This window comes from Phytohabitans flavus (genome assembly GCF_011764545.1).
Lineage (GTDB): Bacteria > Actinomycetota > Actinomycetes > Mycobacteriales > Micromonosporaceae > Phytohabitans > Phytohabitans flavus.
The window spans coordinates 6,728,192-6,748,621 of the sequence record NZ_AP022870.1 but is presented as its reverse complement, the minus strand read 5'-3'; the positions used below and the strand labels follow the sequence as shown (position 1 = coordinate 6,748,621).

The following is a 20,430-nucleotide window of genomic DNA, read 5'->3' as shown; positions in this document are numbered from 1 at the left end:
CGGCACGATCGGCTGGAGTGCCAGCACCGTGGCGTACCGGGGACGCTCAGCCCGGTCAGCACCGAATACCAGCCGGCCACCAGCGCGGTCAGCGCGAAGACAATGCCCGCCACGATCGCCCCGGGTACCATGTCGCCGCGGATCTGATCGACCGTCCACAGTGCGTACCCGTCCAGGGCACCAGCCCGAGCCCGACCGCGGCGATCGTCTCCGCTGTGGAGATCAGGCCCCGGCGGGCCACGATGGGGGGTGCGACCAGCATGACCGCGGTCGCTCCAATGAGGATCGCCGCGCGGCTGACGTCGTCGAACGAGGTGAACGCCACCGCGGCGAACACGACCGCCGCGATGCCCAGCAGGAGGCCGCCCAGGCCGAGGTAGATGTTCTGTACCTCGCGGGTGGACGCCTCGGGCTGGTGCTCGGGCTCGGCGGCAGCGGGCGCTGGCGGCGGCTGGCGAGGAGGCGGTGGCGGCGGTGGTGGTGCGGCGGCTGGGCGGGCACCCTCCTGCCGGGGCACCCGCTGCCGCGGCGGCTGCGGCTGCGGCTGCGACTCGGGTGGTGGCGGCGGGCTGCTCGGACCGGGGGGTGCACCCGCCGGGGCTCCCGCGGGGCGGCGGATGAAGCTGCGGCGTCGCGTCCGGGCGGTCTGCCGCACCTTGTCCTGCGACTGGGCGTTCGCATGCGAGAGGATGTCGCGCTGGAACTGGGCCGCCTGGAGCTTCTGGGCGTTTGTCTTCGCCTCTTTGGCGATCCGGATGTCGTCGGCCTTGATCTCCGCGATCGACCGCTCGATCCGGGCCAGCTCCTCAGCCCACTGGCCCTGCTGGGCACCGCAGTACGGGCACTGTGGCACCGGCTCGATCTGCCGGCCACATGAGGAACACTTGAACGTCGCCACGGCACCCTCTCTCCCGGGGAGCCCGACAATGTGGACTCCCCGAAAGCATGCCTAAGGTCGGCGCCCGAAGTCTACGGGCTCGCCCTACGGGCGGCCCATGCCCCGGTACTCCCAGCCCGCGTGCGTCCACAGTGCCGAATCAAGGCAGTTGCGGCCGTCGATCACGCGGCGACCGGCGGCCAGCTCACCGAGGGCGACCGGGTCGGCGTTGCGGAAGTCGGCCCACTCGGTCAGCACGCACACGAGGTCGGCGCCACGGACGGCGTCGTTCATCGACGGCTCGTACGTCAGGTCGGGCTGAGCCGCGCGAGCGTTCTCCATACCCTCCGGGTCGTACACGTGGACGTCGGCGCCGGCCTTGGCCAGCAGCGCGGCGACCGCGAGCGACGGGGCGTCACGCACGTCGTCCGAGTTGGGCTTGAAGGTGGCGCCGAGCACGGCGACCCGGGTGCCGGAGAGGTCCGGGCCGGCCGGGCCGGAGCGGCGGCCGAGCAGCTCGGCGGCGAGCTGGAGGACGCGGGTGCGGCGGCGCAGGTTGATCAGGTCGACCTCGTGCAGGAAGCGCAGCGCCTCGCCGGCGCCCAGCTCCTGGGCCCGCGCCTGGAACGCGCGGATGTCCTTGGGCAGGCAGCCACCGCCAAAACCGACACCGGCCTGGAGGAAGCGGTTGCCGATGCGCGGGTCGTACCCGATCGAGCGGGCCAGCATGGTGACGTCGCCGCCGGCCACCTCGCACACCTCGGCCATCGCGTTGATGAACGAGATCTTGGTGGCCAGGAACGCGTTGGCGGCGACCTTGACCAGCTCCGCCGTGGCGAAGTCGGTCACCACCAGCGGCACCTCGCGGTCCTCGGTCGCGGCGAGGTCGAACACACCCTTGTGCGACGCGTACAGCATCGCGTTGGCCCAGTCGCTCTTCACGCCGATGACGATCCGGTTGGGCCGCAGCACGTCCTCGACCGCGAAGCCCTCCTGGAGGAACTCGGGGCTCCACGCCACCTCGATGCCGAGGTCGGCCGGCGCGTGCTTGCCCACCAGCTGCTCGATCCACTCGGCGGTACCCACCGGCACCGTCGACTTGCCGACGATCAGTGCCTTGCGGGTCAGGTGCTGGGCGAGACCGGTGACGGCCGACTCGACGTACGACAGGTCGGCGCCCATCCCGTCGGCCCGCTGCGGGGTGCCGACGCAGATGAAGTGGACGTCCGCGAAGTCGGCCGTCTCCTTGTACTCCGTGGTGAAGCGGAGCCGGCCGGCCGCGAGGTTGCGGCGCAGCAGCTCGTCGAGGCCGGGCTCGTGGAACGGCACCGCGCCACCCGCCAGCTTGGCGATCTTGGCCTCGTCGACATCGAAGCCGAGCACCTCGTAGCCGAGTTCGGCAAAGCAGATCGCGTAGGTCGCACCGAGGTAGCCGGTGCCGAGGAACGCCAACCGTGGCCGGGCCGCGCCGGATGGCGGGGTGACCGCGCCGATCGCAGGGACTGGCTGGGTGCTCGAGTACGGGATCGTCACGCCTGTGTTCTCCGCTCGCACTGGGCGGCGCTTCGCGTCGCGCGCTTCGGGTGGGGCGCCATGGGCGGCACCGATTATCGGACTATTTGGGTCTATGAGGCAAACGCTCGGTCTTCAGTCTGCCGAACGTGGTGCCGACGATAGTGCGTGAGCCTACGCGGTCGTGAAGGGCACCTGAACGCTGGTCGGTATCCTCACATTCACGCAGGAAGATCGCCAAGGGGAGGCGCAATGCCGACAGATTCATTCGAAGCGTACCGGCTTCCCGAGGAGCACGAGGCCGTGCGCGAGGCGGTTCGCGCAGTTTGTGACGCGAAGGTGGCGCCGAACGCGGCCGAGGCCGACGAGACCAGCGAGTTTCCCAAGGCCTCGTACGAGGCGCTCCGCTCCTCCGACTTCCACGCCCCGCACATCCCCGAGGAGTACGGCGGCGCCGGCGCGGATGCCCTCGCCACCGCGATCGTGATCGAGGAGGTCGCTCGCGCCTGCGCCTCCTCCTCGCTCATCCCGGCGGTCAACAAGCTCGGCACGATGCCGCTGCTGCTGTCCGGCTCCGAAGAGCTCAAGCGCAAGTACCTGCCACCGGTGGCGAGCGGCGAGGCGATGTTCTCGTACTGCCTCTCCGAGCCGGAGGCCGGCAGCGACGCCGCCTCGATGACCACGCGCGCGGTCCGCGACGGCGACCACTGGGTGCTCGACGGCGTCAAGCGCTGGATCACCAACGCGGGCGTGTCCCGCTACTACACGGTCTTCGCGGTCACCGAGCCGGGCGTGGGCGCCAAGGGCATCTCGGCCTTCGTGGTGGAGAAATCCGACGCGGGGGTCAGCTTCGGCGCGCCGGAGAAGAAGCTCGGCATCAAGGGCTCGCCCACCCGCGAGGTCTACCTCGACGGCGTACGCATCCCGGCAGACCGCATCATCGGCGAGCCCGGTACCGGCTTCGCCACCGCCATGCGCACGCTCGACCACACCCGCGTCACGATCGCCGCCCAGGCGCTCGGCATCGCGCAGGGGGCGCTCGACTTCTCCGCCAAGTACGTGACCGAGCGCACCCAGTTCGGCAAGGCTGTCGCCGACTTCCAGGGCGTCCAGTTCATGCTCGCCGACATGGCGATGAAGCTGGAGGCGGCCCGCCAGCTCACGTACGCCGCGGCGGCCCGCTCCGAACGCGGCGACGCCGACCTCACGTTCTTCGGCGCCGCCGCCAAGTGCTACGCCTCGGACGCCGCGATGGAGATCACCACGGACGCGGTCCAGCTCCTCGGCGGCTACGGCTACACCCGCGACTTCCCGGTCGAACGCATGATGCGCGACGCGAAGATCACCCAGATCTACGAGGGCACCAACCAGGTCCAGCGCATCGTGATGGCCCGCCAGCTCCTGAAGGCCTTCCGCTGACCTTCCGGATCTGGCACATCCAATTCAAGACACAGATCTGAGCTACCGCGACGCCCGTCGTGGTCCGGACCGCTGCTCCCGCGGCCTCACCCTCCGCGCCTCACAATCCGGCCCCGGCCACCGGCCGGGGCGCGGACCGGCGCCGGCCCGCGCATCTCGGTGGGGCGATCCGCGCGGCTGACAGCAACAAGGCGTTCCGCGCCAGCCTCGACCTCCGCGCGGTCATCCTGGTCGGGAAAAAATTCGACCAGGAACTCCTCCCGGCTGTACCCCTGTGTGCCGCTCACGATCCCACCTCCTTCTTCTGGCCAAAGCAGATCGTGGTACTTGGTGGCCCTCTGGGGCACCTAAGTACCACGATCTAATCCTTTGTCGCCGGGGCGGCCCGCGATCGTCGCGACGGTTGCTCGGTCAGCGGGCGGGTTGGGTGGCTTCCGGGTCGTCGAGGTCGTCGTCGGGCCGGCGGGCGCCGGGCGGGGTGATCGGCGGTGGGGTGGGCGCGGACCAGGCCGGCCGAGGGTAGGCGTCCTTCGGCGGCGGGCCCTTCAGCATCTGGGTCGCCTCGGTGTCGCCGGCGCCGATCAGGGTCGTGGTCTGGTCGTCGGGCGAGCTCACTGCCCGTGGCGCGGTCGTCGGCGAGCTCTGGATCCGGGTGGTCTGCTCCTCGACCGGCGGCCTGGGCGGAGTCACCGAGGGCACGGCGGTCGTCGGCGACGTCGGGATCCGCGTGGTCGGGCCGTCGAGCGGCGGCGCAGGTGGCTGGCTGAGCCGGGTCGTCGTCTCGTGCTCCGCCACTGGCGACGGGATCCGGGTCGTCGGCGCATCAACGGGCGGCATGGACACCGGCGCGGGCGGCGCGCTCGTAGGCGGTACCGGCGCGGCCATCGGCGCGGCGGACATCGGTGGGGCAGACATGGGTGGGGCAGACATGGGTGGGGCGGACATAGGCGTCGGCGGGGTCACCGGGATCGGCGCGGTCGGCGCGGGGGCGCCGAAGCGGGCCGGCTGCGGCGCACCGGGCACGGGCGCGCCCAGGTAAGGCGCGCCGGGCAGTGGTGGCGGTGTCGGGTACCCCTGCGTCGCGGGCTGGCCATAATGCAGGGGGTACGCACCTCCCGGCGGGACCGCGCCCGGGGCATACCGGCGGCGGGCATCGGGTACGGCGGCACGCCGGCCGGCATGGCGGCGGCCGGATGGGGGTGCCGGCGCCAGCGGCGCGGGCTCAGCAGCGTGGCGAGCAGCGGCACGGCGAGCATCGCGGAGTACCCCAGTGATGGGTAGGTCAGCGCCAGGTCACCGTCGCGCAGGTCGGTCGGCATCGTGTCGAAGTACGACCTCGGGTCGAACGCGGCCCAGGCCGCCAGCACGAAGAAGACCAGCCCGATGAGAGCCGGCCCGATCGGCGACAGGCGCGCCATGGTGAGCAGCGCGTACATCCCGCCGGCCACGAGCAGTGCGAGCAGGCCGAGCACGATCTCGACCTGGAACCCGTCCGACAGCTGGACCCGGGCCCGGTTTACCTCGTTGAGGCCGTAGCCGGTGGCGATCCAGATCAGCGGTGCCAGAAACAGCGACAGCAGGAGCGAACCCGCGTGGCGCATGTGCCCTCCCCATCATCCATCCGCAGGGGCACCGTACCCCGCGCGGGCAAGCACCTGAACTGCTAAAGCGTCTGGAAGTGCAGCTAGCGCCGCGTGCCGTCGCTGAGCCGGCGGTTACTTGTCGGTCCGCTTGGCCACGCCGGCGGGCGGCGCCGACCACGGTCTGGTGCCGGCGGGCCGGCTGGGTACGGTCGGCGTCTCGTCCGGGTCCGGCAGCAGCGGCTGCGTGCCAAAACCGTTGAAAGAGGACAGTGACCCCGGTGCCGTGATCAGGTCGGGGAGCGTGTCCGGGTCGTCCTTCGTCACGAGCGGCTCCGGTGCGTACCCACTCGCGACCGGCCACCGCCGCCACCGCTGGACACTGAACGTGGCGATCACGAGCAGCGCGCCGAGCAGCGGGAGCGTGCCGTTGTCGAGCGGTACCAGCAGCGGAATGTCGCGGTCGAAGACGCTCCAGTTGTCCGGCACCGCGTCCCGTACCGCCAAGGGGTCTGCGAAGAGCCCGGCGTAGGGCGCGATCAGCAGCAGCCCAGCGACGAGCGGGCCGAGCGGCGAGAAGCGCAGCGTGCCGATCACCCCGAGCATGATGCCCACGACCGCGAGGTAGACGGCCGGCTCGATGAGGTCCACCGTGTCGTACCGCCGGGCCTCCGCCCAGCCGGCCACGGTGCTGGACGAGCCGGACTGGCCCATGGAGACGAGCAGCCAGGCGAGCGGCGCGGCGACCACGCCGGCGAGCAAACTCCATAGATGTCGCATGCGCGCACCGTACCGGTTTCGCCGCTCGGGTCGCATCCGGGCAAGATGACTGCATCAGCGAGCGGATCATCACGCGCAGTTCCTATGGAGCCGCGCGCCCGCCCGTAGCGAAACGAGGACGGCCATGAGCGACGGGACAGTGTTGTGGACGCCGCCGGCTGATGTGCGGGACCGGTCCCGGATCGGGGACTACCTGCGCTGGCTGCGCGAGCAGCGGGGGTTGGAGTTCGCCGGTTACGCCGACCTGTGGCAGTGGTCGGTTGACGACCTGCCCGGCTTCTGGCGGTCCATCTGGGACTACTTCGACGTGATCGCGTACGACAAGCCGACCGCCGTGCTGGAGCAGCCGGTGATGCCCGGCGCCCAGTGGTTCCCCGGTGCGACGCTCAACTACGCCGAGCACGTGCTGCGGATGCCGGGCCTGGCCCCGGACGACCCGGTCGTGCTGGCGTACTCGCAGACCCGCGCACCGGTGACCATCACCAAGGCCGAGCTGCGTGAGCAGGTGCGGCGGGTGCGGGCCGGGCTGCGCCGGCTGGGCGTGGGGCGGGGCGACCGCGTCGCCGCGTATGCCCCGAACATCCCCGAGACGTACGTGCTGATGCTGGCCGCCGCCAGCCTCGGCGCGACGTTCTCCTCCTGCGCGCCCGAGTTCGGTACCCGCAGCGTGGTCGACCGGTGGCAGCAGATCGAGCCCTCGGTACTCGTCGCCGTCGACGGCTACCGGTACGGGGACAAGCCGATCGACAGGCGCGCCGAGGTGGCCGCGATCCAGGAGGCGCTGCCGTCGCTGCGGCACACGGTCACGCTGCCGTACCTGCACGCTGGCGGTGACTGGGACGAGCTGGCGAAGGAGACCGACGAAGAGCTGTCCTTCGAGCCGGTCCCGTTCGACCACCCGCTCTACGTGCTGTACTCCTCCGGTACGACCGGGCTGCCCAAGCCGATCGTGCACGGCCACGGTGGCATCCTCGTCGAGCACCTCAAGATGCTCGCGCTGCACCACGACCTCGGGCCGGGCGACCGCTTCTTCTGGTTCACCACGACCGGCTGGATGATGTGGAACTTCCTCGCCTCCGGCCCGGCCGTGGGCGCCGCCATCGTCATGTTCGACGGGAATCCGGGGCACCCGGACCTCGGCGCGCTTTGGCGGATGGCTGAGGAAGTGGGCGTCACCTACTTCGGGACCAGCGCGCCGTTCATCCTTGCCTGCCGCAAGGCCGGGATAACCCCACAAGCGGGTCCACGGCTGCGCGGCGTCGGCTCCACCGGCGCACCGCTGCCGCCCGAGGGCTTCGCCTGGGTGTACGAGTCGGTGAGTCCGACCGTCCAGCTCCAGTCCCTCTCCGGCGGTACCGACGTGTGCACCGGCTTCGTCGGCGGCGTCCCGCTCGTCCCGGTGTACGAGGGCGAACTCTCCTGCCGCTGCCTCGGCGCCCGGGTCGAGGCCTTCGACCCCGCCGGCAACTCGCTCGCGGGCGAGCTCGGCGAGCTGGTGATCACCGCGCCGATGCCGAGCATGCCGGTGGGCTTCTGGGGCGATGTGGACGGCAGCCGCTACCGCGAGGCGTACTTCGACGTGTTCCCCGGCGTGTGGCGGCACGGCGACTGGATCACGATCAGCGAGCGGGGCACCTGCGTGATCACCGGCCGCTCCGACGCCACGCTCAACCGAGGTGGTGTACGGCTCGGTACCGCCGAGTTCTACTCCGTGGTCGAGGGCATGGACGAGGTGGTCGACTCGGTGGTCGTCCATATCGACGGCGACGACCAGGGCGAGCTGCTGCTCTTCGTGGTGCTGGCCGGCGACCGCGAGCTGGACGACGAGCTGCGCGCCAGGATCGCCCGCGAGCTGCGTACCGCCCTGTCGCCCCGGCACGTCCCCGACGAGATCCACCAGGTGCGGGCGGTGCCCAGGACGCTCAGCGCGAAGAAGCTGGAGGTACCGGTGAAGCGGATCCTCACCGGTACACCCATCCAGCAGGCTGTGGCGACCGGTGCGCTGGTCAACCCTGACTCGCTGGAGGAGTTCCGACGTTTCGTCCGAAAGCACTGACTGCTCGGCCGACAACGATGTGGTTATCCTGCCGCGTCTCATTTGCCATGAGCGAGCGGACGACCATGAGTCAGTACCTGCGGCTGACGGTCACCGACACGCTGGGTGTGTGGGTCGACGGCAACCATGCGTTCAGCCCTATGGCCAAGGTCACCCGCACCTGCTGGTACCGGGTGCCGAGCGAGTGGGTTGTCGACGGATCGCTAGCCCCAGGGCGGCGCGACCGCCTCGTCGACTCCCTCTACGGCCCGGGCTGGCGCGACGGCAACCCGGACGGCTCCCGCTACGTGCTCCTCGACGTGGACGAAAAGGTGCTCACCGAGCGTGAGGCCCGGTCCCGGCCGTGGCTGGGTGACCGGGCCGGCTTCTACGTCTGGACCCGTGAGGAAGCGCTCCGCGAGGTCATACCAGCCGAGTTGTGACCTTCTCGGCGGCCGCCCGGCTGTCGAGCTTGGCGGGGTCGAGCACCCCGCAGAGCACCAGCGTCGCGCCCCGGCGAGCGGGGCCAGCAGCCAGTCGAGCGGGTCGGGGTGCTTCGCGGCGTCGACGAGGACGCGGTCGCCGGCGTTCAGGCCGAGGTCCGCGGCACGTGCGGCCGCGCGCCGCACCAGGCCGTCGTCGGTCTGATTCGGGTACGGGGCGAAGTTGTCCCCGAAAGTTCGCACTTCGGCAACGTAGTCCGCAAAACCGGACGGAACTGTCCGCATCGGCAAGGCCATCGGGGCGAGGCCCAGGACGAACCGCTCGCCAGCGTCCCAATCCTCCGCGTCGGCCACCTGGTCAGCCGACGCGAAGATGACATCGGCGGAAATCTTCTTATTCGTGATCTGAGAACCCGGTGTGACGATCTCGACGCCGGCCGCCCAACTCCCAAGCAGTACGGCCGCGGTCTGCCAGTGCGGCGGCAGGAGCAGCGCGGCCCGGTCGCCGTGGCCCAGCCCCAGGCCGTCTACCAGCAGGTTCGCGGTCTTCGAGACCCAGTTGTCGAGCGTGGCGCCGGACAGCTCGGTGCGGTCGCCGGTCCCGTCGTCGTACCAGGTCAGCAGCGGCTGGGCCGGATCCTGCGCGGCAGCGGTGGCAAAGCGTTCGATCACAATGCCGGACAGTACTCACTCCTGACTCACTCATCTTGGGAAAAGTCTTACCGTCGCGTCGCAGACAACGACTGCCGATCCGCGCGGCGTAGGCTTTACGTAAGTGTTGTTGGACACAACCACAGTGCCCGGGCCACCCGGGCGAGAGTCGCAACGAGGAGACCCCAAGTGACCCCCGGCAATCCGCCCCGTGTGCTCGTCGACGCCACGAGTGTTCCCGCCGACCGGGGCGGCGTCGGCAGATACGTCGACGGGCTGCTCGGCGCCCTCGGCAAGGTCATCGGCTCCGGCGTGGAGCTCGCCGTCGTGGCCCTCCGCACCGATGTGGAGCGCTACGGCCGGATGCTGCCCGCCGCAGAGGTGATCGCCGCGCCCGCTGCCGTGGCCCACCGTCCGGCCCGCCTGGCCTGGGAGCAGACCGGGCTGCCGCTGCTGGCCCAGCAGGTCGGCGCCGAGGTGCTGCACTCGCCGTTCTACACCTGCCCGTTGCGGGCCGGCTGCCCGGTGACGGTGACCGTCCACGACGCGACGTTCTTCACCGAGCCGGAGCACTACGACAAGTCCCGCCGCACGTTCTTCCGGAGCGCGATCAAGACCGCGCTCCGCCGTGCCGAGCGAGTGATCGTGCCGAGCAAGGCCACCCGCGACGAGCTGATCCGGCTGCTCGACGCCGATCCCACCCGCATCGACGTGGCCTACCACGGTGTCGACCACGCCGCGTTCCACCCGCCGACCGACGAGGAAAAGGCCCGGGTGCGGGCCCGGCTCGGCCTCGGCAGCAGTGGCTACGTGGCGTTCCTCGGTGCCAAGGAGCCCCGGAAGAACGTGCCTAACCTGATCCGCGGCTGGGCCCAGGCGGTGCGCGACCGCAGCGACCCGCCCGCGCTGGTGATCGCCGGTGGTCAGGGGCACGACGACGAGATCGACCGCGCGGTCGCCGAGGTGCCGGCCCACCTTCGCCTGCTCCGCCCCGGCTACCTGCGCTACGCGGACCTGCCCGGCTTCCTGGGTGGGGCGCTGGTCGCGGCCTACCCGTCCTACGGTGAGGGCTTCGGCCTCCCGATCCTGGAGGCCATGGCCTGCGCGGCGCCCGTGCTGACCACGCCGCGCCTCTCGCTGCCCGAGGTGGGCGGTGACGCGGTGGCCTATACGAGCGAGGACCCGGCCCAGATCGGGGCCGACCTCGGCGCGCTGCTCGACGACGAGGCGCGGCGGTTGGCGCTGGCCAAGGCCGGTTTCGACCGGGCCAAGGAGTTCACGTGGGAGTCGAGCGCGGAGGTGCACGTGGCGGCATGGAGCCGCGCCGCGGCCTGATCGGCCGTCATGTGCGATCGGCGGCGGGCATGATGGGCTGATGTTTTTCGCCGTCATTCCGGCGGGCGGCAGCGGCACACGGTTGTGGCCGCTGTCCCGAGCCGGTCATCCTAAATTTCTGCACCCGCTCACCGGCACCGACGCCTCGCTCCTCCAGGCGACGGTCCAGCGGCTGGCACCGCTGACCACGCCGGAGCGGACGTTGGTGGTGACCGGCCTGTCCCACGCGGCCGCCGTCGCCCGGCAGCTCACTGGGGTGCCCGAGGAAAACATCCTGGTCGAGCCCTCGCCGCGGGACTCCTGCGCGGCGATCGCCCTGGCCGCCGCGGTGATCGCGCGACGCGACCCGGAGGCGGTGATGGGCTCGTTCGCGGCCGACCACCTGATCGCCGATCCGGAGGGGTACGCGGCGACCGTCCGCCGCGCGATGGAAGGTGCCGAGCGCGGCCTGCTGATGACCGTCGGCATCAAGCCCACCCGCCCGGAGACCGGATACGGCTACCTCCAGTGCGGCGCTGGCGCCGGCGACGGCGAGATCCGCATCGTCGAGGAGTTCAAGGAGAAGCCGGCGTACGACGTGGCGGTCTCCTATGTGGAGTCCGGCCGCTACTTCTGGAACGCCAGCATGTTCGTCTGGCGGGTCTCGGTGTTCCTCGCCGAGCTGGCCCGCCAGCAGCCGGAGATGCACGCCGGGCTGGAGCGGATCGCGGAGGCGTGGGACTCGCCAGCCCGCGAGGAGGTGCTCGCCGAGGTCTGGCCGACCCTGCCGAAGATCTCCGTCGACTACGCGGTGATGGAGGGCGCGGCAGCGGCCGGGCTGGTCGGCAGCGTCCCGGGCGACTTCGGGTGGAACGACATCGGCGACTTCCACACGCTCGGTGACGTGCTCCCCGCAGACCCGGCCGGCAACGTCGTGGTGGGCGCCGACCCGACCGACGACAAGCCGGGCGTGCTGCTGCGCGACTCGAGCGGCGTCGTGGTCGTGCCGCGCTCCGGTCGGCTCGTCGCCGCGCTCGGCGTGCGCGACCTGATCGTCGTGGACACCCTGGACGCGGTGCTCATCTGCCCCCGCGATCGCGCCCAGGAGGTAAAGAAGCTGGTCGACGACCTTAAGCAGCGTGGCGACGACGGCTACGTTTGATCATGAGCGGAAATCGCGAGGCTACGGCCGTCAGCACGACGGCGGACGAGCGCCGAGTGTTGGAGCGTGGTAGGCAATGACCCTTACCTCGGTAGAGCTCGCCGTCGGGTCCAACGAGGCGAGCGACCTGCTGCCCGTGCACGCGCCGGAAGTGCTGGCGGCGCACGGCGCGCGGCGGGCGTTCTGGACGGTGCTCGACGAGGGCACCGTCGAGCAGTGCCTGGCGTTGCTGCTGGAACGCCCGGACGGCACCTGGACGGCGCACCACGCCGCGTTCGACGCGGGCGTGGAGACGGGCCGCACCGAGGATGGGGAGGCGCTGGCCCGCTCCGGTGAGTGGGTCTATGTGCTCGGCTCGCACTTCGGCTCGAAGGGTGGCCCGCTGCGCCCGAAGCGTGCGTTCGTCGCGCGCTTCCGGGAGTCGGACGCGGGTCGCCCCGGCGCGGCGCCACTTCAGATCGTGCGCAACCAGTTTCGGCTGCACCGGCTTGTCAACGACGCGCTGGCGGCCGCCGACATCACGCCACTGCCGCCGGGCAACCGGGTGCGGACCAGGTTCATCGTGGAGACGATCAACCGGGGTACGGCGCGGGAGAAGAGCTGGGCCACCCGCCTCGCCCGGGGCGACCTCCCGCTCAACGTCGAGGCGGCCGCCTTCACACCGTCCGGCACGCTGCTGCTCGGGCTCCGCTTCCCGGTGACCGAGAAGGGCGAGCCGGTGCTGGTGGAGGTGGCCGGCGTGGAGGGCATGTTCGACAGCGACGCGCAGACCTGGCCGGAGGTCCTCGGCGCGTACGCCCTCACCGGTGTGACGCCGCCGGGCGCGCTGGTCGGGTTCCGGGCGCTGACCTCCGTCGGCGGCGGCACGTACGAGGCGGTGGTCGGCTCGATCGACGCGCTGGGCAAGGGCTCGGTGCTGCTCGACGACCACCCTGAGGGCGGGGAGGTGACCAGCCGGCACATCCGCTTCCGCCTGCCCACCCCGGACGGCGGCCGGCGGATCGCGGCCGAGCTCGTCGCGGACCTGGCCCCGTTCCACAACGTCGAGGGCCTGGCTGCCGACGGTGGCCAGCGGGTCTACGTCACCGACGAGGACCACCGCGTGGCGGTCTGGCTGGACTGACCAAGCGAGCCCCAGGTCCCACAAGACCTGGGGCTCGCTCGTACCAAAAGCGCTACCTGGCGGTGCAGGTGGGCGTGATTCCCGTGCCGGTACCGGTGCCCTGGAAGCCGAACTCGGTCGACTGGCCGGCGGCGATGGAGCCGTTGTAGTTGACGTTGGTGAACTGGACCGCGCCGCTGGTGCCGGTACGGTTCGCGTTCCAGTGGTTGGTGACGCTCGCGCCGGACGGCAGGGTCGCCGCGACCGTCCACCCATTGATGGGTGCGGAGCCGGCCGTCACCCGTATCGTCGCGACGAAGCCGCCCGTCCACTGGTTCAGCGAGACCGTCGCCGTACAGCCGTTGCCGGTCGGCGGCGGCGTGGTGGGCGGTGGAGTCGTGGGCGGCGGCGTCGTGGGTGGCGGGGTGGTCGGCGGAGGAGTGGTAGGCGGCGGGGTCGTAGGCGGCGGTGTGGTCGGGCCGTCGGTCAGGGTCGGTGTGGTCCAGTCCCGCCACTCGGCCAGGTTGCCCTGCTTGCGGCTGGAGATCCGGATGGTGCCGGCGGCGTTACCCGTCTTCAGCAGGAACTTCTGGATGAACTGCTGGATCGGAGTGCGCCACTCGCTCCGGGCCGCGCAGTGCGTCCCGTCCGCGACGTCGGACCAGTACGTGATGTTGCCGCCCACGCCGAGTGCCTTGTAGACCTCGGCACCGGCGAGCGCCGCGTTGCTGCCGGACCGGGCGGCGAGCCAGTCGACGTGCGGGTTCTCCATCAGGAGCAGTCCACGCGGCGCGACCATGCCGACCATCTCGTGGGTGTCCACCGGCAGCGCGTTGGGGTTGCCGGTGTACGAGCTGAACGCGTCGCCGAGCCACGGCTGCTCGCCGTAGGCGCTGCTCAGCGGCTGGGCGCCGGACTCGCCGGGTATGCCGCGGAAGATCGGCGCGCCGGCGCTGCCGGACTCGATCGGCATGGTCAGCGCGATGCGCTGGTCGAAGACGCCGATCGTGAAGGCGCCCTTGCCGTACCGGGAGCAGCCGGTGACGCCAAGTCCGTCGGTCCGGAAGACGCTGCTGCCGGAGGACTCGATCACGTCGATGAGGCGGCTTACGCCCCAGGCCCAGGCCATCAGGATGCCGGTGCTGCTGGACGCCCCGTAGATGCTGTAGAAGGCGCCCTGCTTGTTGTTGCGCGGGGTGCCCTCCCGGCCGACGGCGAGCGGGTCGTAGCTGATGACCGCGGCACCCGAACTGCGGATGGTCGCGGTGTCGGCGCCGAACCCACCCACGACGAAGACCGCCGGGTACGGTGCGGAGCCGGTCGTCGGCAGCTGGACGCTTGCCGAGAAGCTGGCGCTGCGCCCCTGGTCCGACACGTTCACGGTGATGCTGCTGGTCGAGACGGTGCCCGTGACAGATGCCGGCTTCGGAGGCTTTTGTCCGTAGACGGTCCGCTCCGCCATCTCCCGGATCTCGGCGCGGCGGCACCGCCAGTCGGCCTTGGATGTGATGCGACTACCGTCAATCTTCCGGAAGGGATCCGGGAGCCTGGCGCTGGACGTGGCGGGGTTGTTGGCCACCGGGCAGTCGGCGCCGTCGTCTTCGACGCCCGTGGCCGCGTACGCGGGGGTGGAGGTTCTCGTTAACACAGTTACCGTTCCGGTGACCGCGAGCACCGCTACTGCCAGCACGATGACCGTCGATCGGAACCTAGAGCGGCCCGAGCTGATGTTCACCGGGGCTCTCCTTCCGGGGTGGGGTGGTGGGCGCGGCGCCGCGATCGATGATCACCGATGCCGACATCGACAAGTTTCGAACGGAACACCGAAACATGTCAATACTGTTCCGGTACGACTGTCAGCCGTAGCCGAAACTCACGCCACCTACGCGAGAGACGGGCCACCCCGGGCCCGCACGAGATGAATCAGCCCGGCAGGACCGGGAGCACGGGCACCGCCTCGGCGCCCTCGGCGGCCAGAGCGGCCCGCAACCGGTGCAGGTCCGTGCCGAAGCGCACCAGGGCTGCGGCGTCCGTGGACCGGGGCGGCGTAGCCCGTACCCCTTCGTCTGGAATGTGGGTAAAAAGCGTGCCGGGCGCGACCACGCCGGCCACCGCGGCGATCGCCCGCTCCACCGCGGCCGACTCCGCCGGCTCCTCGGCCGGCGGCGGGTCGACGGGCAGCAGCGCGGCCGCGTGCAGGCCCGCCGCGCGTGCCTCGGCGGTGCCGAGCGAGAACATGTCGGACGCCGCCTCGCGCACCAGCCGCACCGCGCCGGGGCCGTCGTCGCCGGGCCTGGACATGTAGCCGCGCACCACCGCGACCGGCACCTGGTCGGTCTTTCCCTTGACCAGCTCGCTCGCGGCGGCCAGCTCGTCGATCACGGCCATCTGGGTGATGTTCAGCTCGTTGCCGTACGGGTCGGTCTCGCCGCGGTGGTCGCGAATCGGCGCGATGCCAGCGGCGCCGAGCGCGACATCGGTGAGGCCGTTGCGCCACGGGCGGCCCATCGTGTCGGAGACGACCACGGCCACGTCGACGCCGTGCCGCTCGCGCAGCGCCGCCCGGAGCGCGCGGGCCGAGGCGTCCGGGTCCTTGGGCAGCAGCACAAGCCGCTCGCGGTCCACATTGGAGGCGTCGATGCCGGCGGAGGCCATGACGAACCCATGGTGGGTCTGCACGATCCGGGTCTGCCCGCGGGTAGCCACCTTGCGCGCGGTCTCCGCGGCGAGTACCTCGTCGCGGGCGGCGGCCCGCTCGGGACCGTCGGTCGGCACGTCGACAAGCCGACCCTCCGCTTTGGACACGATCTTGCTGGTGACGACGAGCACGTCGCCGTCGCGCAGCCAGGGGGCCGCGCCCGCGATCAGGGCGGCCAGGTCGTCGCCGGGGGAGACGTCGCCGATCCCGGTGACCGCCAGTACTTCCAACCTCACGCCAGCTCCATCGCGGCGCGCACCATCGCGGTGGTCGCCTGTTCGTCGGTCATCCACAGTGGAACGGCGCGTACCGTCACGCCCGGCACCGTCGCACCCTCGTCGGTCGTATCCACCAGCCAGCCGTCAAGGAGGTCGGCGCCGTAGAGCGAGCCGACGCCGGCCGCGGTGCACTCCGCACCCACGATCGCCAGGCACTTGTCGGCCATGCCCCGCACCGGGGAGCCGCCGATGATGGGCGAGATCCCCACCACCGGGGCGGCGGCCGTGGCGACCGCCTCGCGCAGCCCCGGCACGGCCAGGATCGGCGCGATGCTCACCACCGGGTTGCTTGGCGCCAGCAGTACCACGTCGGCCGCGGCGAGCGCGTCGAGCACCCCGGGCGCGGGCTTGGCCGACTCCGCGCCGACGAAGACGAAGCGCTCGGTCGGCAGGTTGCCCCGGTACCGCACCCACCACTCCTGGAAGTGGATTGCCTTCTGCTCGCCGTCGAGATCGACCACGGCGTGGGTCTCCAGCCGGTCGTCGCTGGCCGGCAGCATCCGCACGCCGGGCTGCCACCGGTCGCAGAGCGCCTCGGTCACCGCGGAGAGCGGGTAGCCGGCGGTCAGCATCGTGCTGCGTACCAGGTGGGTGGCGATGTCCTTGTCGCCGAGGCCGAACCAGGTGGGCTCGGCGCCGTACGCGGCAAGCTCGCCCTTCACGGTCCACGTCTCGCCGACCCGACCCCAGCCACGTTCCGGATCGGCGCCGCCACCAAGCGTGTACATCACGCTGTCCAGATCAGGACAAATCCGGAGCCCGTGCATGGATGCGTCGTCCCCGACGTTGACCACGGCGGTGACCTCGGCGCCCACCTCGCGGGCGTACGCGCGCACGCCGACCAGGAAACGAGCCCCGCCGATGCCTCCGGCCAGTACCACGATCCGCATCCCCCATCCTCCCGCAGGCCATGGGAGCGCAGCGGTACTACCCCCGGCCCGCTAGGCTCACGGGCGCAGACCGCTTTGTCCGCCACCCCAGGGGGAGCCTTGACAACCCAACCCGAGGCCAAGCCGAGCGACGGGACGTCGGCCAGCCAGTTCACCAAGCCGCTGCGCGAGCTCGCCGCCCTGGTGCTCCTGGGCGCCACGGCGGTGCTGCTCTTCGTGGCCATCCTCAGCCTCATCCCGACCGGAGACTTCGAGACCTTCACGGGCAACGCCGCCGGCAGCTTCGACGGCTTCGTCAACCTCGTCACGATCGGCCTGCCGTTCCTCGCGGTGCTCCTGGCCAACCATCTCCAGCCGGCGCTGGGGCGGGCCAAGGTCATCACGCTGGTGGCCCTGATCGAGTACGCCGCGGCCGCCTTCTTCGGCGTGATCTTCGGCCTCTTCATCGGCGTCGTGAAGATCGCCGACGACAGCGTCTTCAACGCGCTGAAGGCGTTCCTCGTCCGGATCGCCATGCTGGCGGTGCTCGCCATCGCGACGTACGCGCTGGTCCGGATCGCCCGCGGCCTCTACTTCGTGCCGAAGCCCAAGCCCCAGCCGGGCATGTACGGCCAGCCGGCATACGGGCAGCAGCCTGGCTACCCGCAGGGCTACGGCCAGCAGCCGGGGTACCCGCAGCAGGGCTACCCGCCGGCGTACGGGCAGCCCACCGCCGCCTACCCGCACCCGTATGGCCAGCCGGCCCAGCAGCCCGCCCAGCCATACGGTGCCGGCCCGGCGGGTCCGCCCACCGCACCGGTGCCGCAGATGCCGGCCGTGCCGCCGCAGGCACCGATAAGCACCCCGCCCAGTCACGAGCAGGTGCCGCCGACCGAGCCGGGCCAGCAGACCCAGCTGATCAACCCGGCCAGCCAGCTGCCCTCGGCCGGCTTCCCGCCGCCCCCGCCGGGCGGCCTCGGCGACGACCCGACCCGGCCCGTCCAGCGATAACCCGCGCGACTCACCGAGTCGCCGAAAGATTCCCGAACGGTGTGTGGGGAGGGCAACTGCCCTCCCCACGCCGCATCGCCGTAGGCTTCGTCGGGTGGCTGATCACACCGAAGCCCGGCCCACCGAAGCCAGCCTCCGGCGCGCGTTGCACCGGGCCGCCGAAGGGCGGGCGCTCGACGTGGACGAGGCGGCCGCGCTGCTGACCGCCCGCGGCGAGCCACTTGACCAGCTTCTGAGTGTCGCCGGTGACATCCGCGACGCCGGGCTGCGCGACGCGGGGCGGCCAGGCGTCGTCACGTTCTCCAAGAACGTCTTCATCCCGCTCACCCGGCTCTGCCGCGACCGGTGCCACTACTGCACGTTCGCCACCGTGCCGCACCGGCTGCCGGCCGCTTTCCTGGAGCGCGACGAGGTGCTCCAGATCGCCCGCGACGGCGCCGCGCAGGGCTGCAAGGAGGCGCTCTTCACGCTCGGCGACCGGCCGGAGGAGCGGTGGCCGGCGGCCCGCGAGTGGCTGCACGAGCGGGGCTACGACTCCACTCTGGACTACGTACGGGCCAGCGCGATCGCCGTGCTGGAGGAGACCGGGCTGCTGCCGCACCTCAACCCCGGCGTGCTCTCCTGGGCCGACCTCCAGCGGCTCAAGCCGGTCGCGGCCAGCATGGGCATGATGCTGGAGACCACGGCCACGCGGCTGTGGAGCGAGCCGGGCGGCCCGCACTACGGCTCACCGGACAAGGAGCCCGCCGTCCGCCTGCGGGTGCTGGAGGACGCCGGGCGGGTGGGCGTGCCGTTCACCACCGGCATCCTGATCGGGATCGGCGAGACGCTGACCGAGCGGGCCGACTCGCTCTTCGCGATCCGGCGGGCGGCCCGGCAGTACGGGCACATCCAGGAAGTCATCGTGCAAAACTTCCGCGCCAAGCCGGACACGGCGATGCGCGGCATGCCCGACGCCGAGCTGCACGACCTGGCCGCCACGGTGGCCGTCGCCCGCATCCTGCTCGGCCCCGGGCCCGCATCCAGGCACCGCCCAACCTCATCGCCGGCGAGTACGACCTGCTGCTGCGCGCCGGCATCGACGACTGGGGCGGCGTGTCGCCGGTGACGCCCGACCACGTCAGCCCCGAGCGCCCCTGGCCGCAGATCGAGGAGCTGACCCGCCACACGGCCGCTGCGGGCTTCACCATGCGCGAGCGCCTGGCCATCTATCCCGAGTACGTGGTGCGCGGCGACCCGTGGCTCGACCCGCGCGTACTCCCGCACGTGGCCGCGCTGTCCCTGGAGACCGGCCTGGCCGACCCGGACGCCGAGCTGGTCGGCCGCCCCTGGCAGGAGCCGGACGACGCGATCCCGGCCGGCCGCGTCGACCTCCACAAGGAGATCGACACCGAGGGCCGCACCGACGACCGCCGCGGCGACTTCGACTCTGTGTACGGCGACTGGTCCGAGGTGGCCGCCTCCGTCTCCGGCCCGGCGGTCCTGCCCTCCACGCCTGTCGCGGCGGCGCTGCGGCTGGCGGCCAGCGACCCTGCCGCGCTCCTGGAGCTGCGGCACGAGGGCGCCGCCATGGCCCTCTTCGAGGCTGACGGGGCGGCGCTCGACGAGCTTTGCCGGATCGCGGACGACCTGCGCCGGGACGCGGTTGGCGACGACGTCACGTACGTGGTCAACCGGAACATCAACTTCTCCAACGTCTGCTACGTGGGCTGCCGCTTCTGCGCGTTCGCCCAGCGCGAGCGGGACGCTGACGCGTTCCGGCTCTCCGTGGACCAGGTCGCCGACCGGGCCGAGGAGGCATGGCGGGCCGGCGCGACAGAGGTGTGCATGCAAGGTGGCATCGACCCCAAGCTGCCGGTCACCGCGTACGCCGACATCGTCCGCGCGGTCAAGGAGCGGGTGCCGCAGATGCACGTGCACGCGTTCTCGCCGATGGAGATCGTCACCGCGGCGAGCAAGGCGGGTATGTCCATCCGCGACTGGCTGACCATGCTTCGCGAGGCAGGGCTGGACACGATCCCCGGCACCGCCGCCGAGATCCTCGACGACGAGGTCCGCTGGGTGCTCACCAAGGGCAAGCTCCCGGCCGCCACCTGGGTCGAGGTCGTGTCGACCGCCCACGAGCTCGGCGTCCGGTCCAGCTCCACGATGATGTACGGCCATGTCGACCACCCCCGCCACTGGCTCGGGCACTTCCGCGTGCTGGCCGAGGTACAGGACCGTACGGGCGGGTTCACCGAGTTCGTGGCACTGCCGTTCGTGCACACAAACGCGCCGATCTACCTCGCCGGCGTCGCCCGCCCCGGGCCCACCTGGCGGGAAAACCGGGTCGTGCACGCGATGGCGCGGATCCTGCTCCACGGGCGGATCGCCAACATCCAGTGCTCGTGGGTAAAGCTGGGCGACGAGGGTACAGTCGCGATGCTCAAGGGTGGCTGCAACGACCTCGGCGGCACGCTGATGGAGGAGACGATCTCGCGGATGGCGGGCTCTGCCAACGGCTCCGCGCGTACCGTCGAGCAGCTCCGCTCGATCGCCGCTGCGGCTGGCCGCCCGGCCCGGGAGCGCACGACGGCGTACGCGCCACGTTGAGGCACCGCGTGACTTGCGGCGCTGGGCGTTACCCCGGCGGGGGCTGAATCGATAGGGGCCATGGTGACTCGCGCGCTTCTCCCGCGAGTCGCGCACGGCGCGCCGAG

The 20,430-nt window shown here is 71.4% G+C and carries 15 protein-coding genes and 2 pseudogenes; 8 read left to right on the top strand and 9 right to left on the bottom strand.

All coding sequences use genetic code 11. The features are described from left to right. Positions 1-88 precede the first annotated feature (88 nt). Together Pflav_RS49050 and Pflav_RS29495 are read right to left on the bottom strand one after the other, a co-directional pair. Complete coding sequence (locus Pflav_RS49050; protein WP_415624339.1) at positions 89-898, bottom strand: toprim domain-containing protein; 810 nt, start codon at positions 896-898, stop codon at positions 89-91. Between the two features lie 84 nt (positions 899-982). After that, positions 983-2,410 (bottom strand): UDP-glucose dehydrogenase family protein, encoded by a 1,428-nt coding sequence (locus tag Pflav_RS29495; RefSeq protein WP_173039891.1) that lies wholly within the window; start codon positions 2,408-2,410, stop codon positions 983-985. A gap of 231 nt (positions 2,411-2,641) precedes the next feature. On the opposite strand from Pflav_RS29495, the gene Pflav_RS29490 reads away from it, so the two are divergent. Continuing rightward, on the top strand, positions 2,642-3,808 hold the full coding sequence (locus tag Pflav_RS29490; protein ID WP_173039889.1) for an acyl-CoA dehydrogenase family protein: 1,167 nt from the start codon (positions 2,642-2,644) through the stop codon (positions 3,806-3,808). 411 nt (positions 3,809-4,219) lie between these two features. Here the strand turns inward: Pflav_RS29490 and Pflav_RS29485 are convergent, their stop codons facing one another. From Pflav_RS29485 to Pflav_RS29475, 3 genes are all read right to left on the bottom strand, one after another. Beyond that, positions 4,220-4,723: a hypothetical protein gene (locus Pflav_RS29485; RefSeq protein WP_173039887.1), complete on the bottom strand. Its 504-nt coding sequence runs from the start codon at positions 4,721-4,723 to the stop codon at positions 4,220-4,222. Positions 4,724-4,767: 44 nt separating this feature from the next. Then, positions 4,768-5,409, bottom strand: a complete 642-nt coding sequence (locus tag Pflav_RS29480; protein WP_173039885.1) for a hypothetical protein — start codon at positions 5,407-5,409, stop codon at positions 4,768-4,770. A gap of 114 nt (positions 5,410-5,523) precedes the next feature. Then, on the bottom strand, positions 5,524-6,168 hold the full coding sequence (locus tag Pflav_RS29475) for a hypothetical protein (RefSeq protein WP_173039883.1): 645 nt from the start codon (positions 6,166-6,168) through the stop codon (positions 5,524-5,526). Positions 6,169-6,292: 124 nt separating this feature from the next. Here Pflav_RS29475 and Pflav_RS29470 point away from each other — a divergent pair, with 124 nt between their 5' ends. Next, positions 6,293-8,224, top strand: coding sequence for an acetoacetate--CoA ligase (locus tag Pflav_RS29470; RefSeq protein WP_173039881.1), 1,932 nt, complete (start codon positions 6,293-6,295; stop codon positions 8,222-8,224). 65 nt (positions 8,225-8,289) lie between these two features. Continuing rightward, positions 8,290-8,646 carry a hypothetical protein gene (locus tag Pflav_RS29465; RefSeq protein ID WP_173039879.1) on the top strand — a complete coding sequence of 119 codons (357 nt, stop codon included), beginning with the start codon at positions 8,290-8,292 and terminating at the stop codon, positions 8,644-8,646. On the opposite strand, the pseudogene Pflav_RS29460 reads toward Pflav_RS29465, so the two are convergent. Further along, a pseudogene (locus Pflav_RS29460) lies at positions 8,627-9,330 on the bottom strand (TIGR03089 family protein). The gene Pflav_RS29465 and the pseudogene Pflav_RS29460 sit on opposite strands and share 20 nt — an antisense overlap. Before the next feature lie 156 nt (positions 9,331-9,486). Between Pflav_RS29460 and Pflav_RS29455 the strand changes: the two are divergent. The 3 genes from Pflav_RS29455 to Pflav_RS29445 all read left to right on the top strand — a co-directional run bounded on the left by Pflav_RS29455 (position 9,487) and on the right by Pflav_RS29445 (position 12,896). Continuing rightward, entirely contained in the window at positions 9,487-10,632 is a 1,146-nt protein-coding gene (locus Pflav_RS29455) for a glycosyltransferase family 4 protein (RefSeq protein ID WP_173039877.1), read from the top strand. Positions 10,633-10,672: 40 nt separating this feature from the next. Next, positions 10,673-11,773, top strand: coding sequence for a mannose-1-phosphate guanylyltransferase (locus tag Pflav_RS29450; RefSeq protein ID WP_173039875.1), 1,101 nt, complete (start codon positions 10,673-10,675; stop codon positions 11,771-11,773). Between the two features lie 76 nt (positions 11,774-11,849). Further along, positions 11,850-12,896: a hypothetical protein gene (locus Pflav_RS29445; RefSeq protein ID WP_173039873.1), complete on the top strand. Its 1,047-nt coding sequence runs from the start codon at positions 11,850-11,852 to the stop codon at positions 12,894-12,896. 52 nt (positions 12,897-12,948) lie between these two features. Here the strand turns inward: Pflav_RS29445 and Pflav_RS29440 are convergent, their stop codons facing one another. From Pflav_RS29440 to cofD, 3 genes are all read right to left on the bottom strand, one after another. Beyond that, on the bottom strand, positions 12,949-14,610 hold the full coding sequence (locus Pflav_RS29440) for a glucuronyl esterase domain-containing protein (RefSeq protein WP_232072074.1): 1,662 nt from the start codon (positions 14,608-14,610) through the stop codon (positions 12,949-12,951). A gap of 188 nt (positions 14,611-14,798) precedes the next feature. After that, on the bottom strand, positions 14,799-15,809 hold the full coding sequence (locus tag Pflav_RS29435) for a coenzyme F420-0:L-glutamate ligase (RefSeq protein WP_173039872.1): 1,011 nt from the start codon (positions 15,807-15,809) through the stop codon (positions 14,799-14,801). After that, a complete protein-coding gene (gene cofD / locus Pflav_RS29430) occupies positions 15,806-16,741 on the bottom strand; it encodes a 2-phospho-L-lactate transferase (RefSeq protein ID WP_173039869.1) in 936 nt (311 codons plus the stop codon). The genes Pflav_RS29435 and cofD overlap by 4 nt, the downstream gene beginning before the upstream one ends. Before the next feature lie 99 nt (positions 16,742-16,840). Between cofD and Pflav_RS29425 the strand changes: the two genes are divergently transcribed. Continuing rightward, a complete protein-coding gene (locus Pflav_RS29425) occupies positions 16,841-17,731 on the top strand; it encodes a hypothetical protein (RefSeq protein ID WP_173032650.1) in 891 nt (296 codons plus the stop codon). 94 nt (positions 17,732-17,825) lie between these two features. After that, positions 17,826-20,323, top strand: a pseudogene (locus Pflav_RS29420) (bifunctional FO biosynthesis protein CofGH). Positions 20,324-20,430 lie beyond the last annotated feature (107 nt).

Coding starts and splice junctions, on each gene's coding strand:
- Pflav_RS29480 (WP_173039885.1), bottom strand. CDS start 5,409: ATGCGCCACGCGGGTTCGCTCCTGCTGTCGCTGTTTCTGGCACCGCTG.
- Pflav_RS29485 (WP_173039887.1), bottom strand. CDS start 4,723: ATGTCTGCCCCACCGATGTCCGCCGCGCCGATGGCCGCGCCGGTACCG.
- Pflav_RS29445 (WP_173039873.1), top strand. CDS start 11,850: ATGACCCTTACCTCGGTAGAGCTCGCCGTCGGGTCCAACGAGGCGAGC.
- Pflav_RS29450 (WP_173039875.1), top strand. CDS start 10,673: ATGTTTTTCGCCGTCATTCCGGCGGGCGGCAGCGGCACACGGTTGTGG.
- Pflav_RS29475 (WP_173039883.1), bottom strand. CDS start 6,168: ATGCGACATCTATGGAGTTTGCTCGCCGGCGTGGTCGCCGCGCCGCTC.
- Pflav_RS29465 (WP_173039879.1), top strand. CDS start 8,290: ATGAGTCAGTACCTGCGGCTGACGGTCACCGACACGCTGGGTGTGTGG.
- Pflav_RS29470 (WP_173039881.1), top strand. CDS start 6,293: ATGAGCGACGGGACAGTGTTGTGGACGCCGCCGGCTGATGTGCGGGAC.
- cofD (WP_173039869.1), bottom strand. CDS start 16,741: ATGCGGATCGTGGTACTGGCCGGAGGCATCGGCGGGGCTCGTTTCCTG.
- Pflav_RS29490 (WP_173039889.1), top strand. CDS start 2,642: ATGCCGACAGATTCATTCGAAGCGTACCGGCTTCCCGAGGAGCACGAG.